The sequence below is a fragment of the Pseudomonas sp. 05N36 genome (assembly GCF_056397385.1).
This window is the reverse complement of record NZ_JBFTNH010000084.1, coordinates 1-350: the sequence shown is the minus strand read 5'-3', so window position 1 is coordinate 350 and position 350 is coordinate 1. Positions and strand designations below refer to the sequence as shown.

Here is a 350-nt window from a genome sequence, read left to right as displayed (position 1 = left end):
TGGCCACCTTCAATCACCGAACCATTCGCCGTCAGGCTCAACCCGGTGTTGTCGATCGAGTCGGTGATCGTCGTAACGGCGGGGGTGGTGCTTGGGGTCAACTGTTCGAAGTTGCCGCCCGTGGTGCTTTCGATAGTGGTGCTGACGGTGCTGCCGTTTTTGTAAACGTCATTCGCCGGGGTGTCGACCACCACCGAGCCGGTGGTTTTGCCGGCTTCGATGTTGATCACKGCGCCGTTCGACAGGGTCACGCTCATSGCRGTGCCGGCCGGRTTGSTCAGSGTSGCGGTGTAGGTGATCTGGCCGCCTTCGGTAATGGTGTTGTCGGCAGTGAGCGTCAGGCCGGTGTT

General features: G+C 60.9%; 1 protein-coding gene. It reads right to left on the bottom strand.

Features of this window, described 5'->3' with window-relative positions:
* The coding region (locus AC1DIH_RS28260) for an immunoglobulin-like domain-containing protein (RefSeq protein WP_477774105.1) at positions 1-350 on the bottom strand (350 nt) is incomplete at both ends.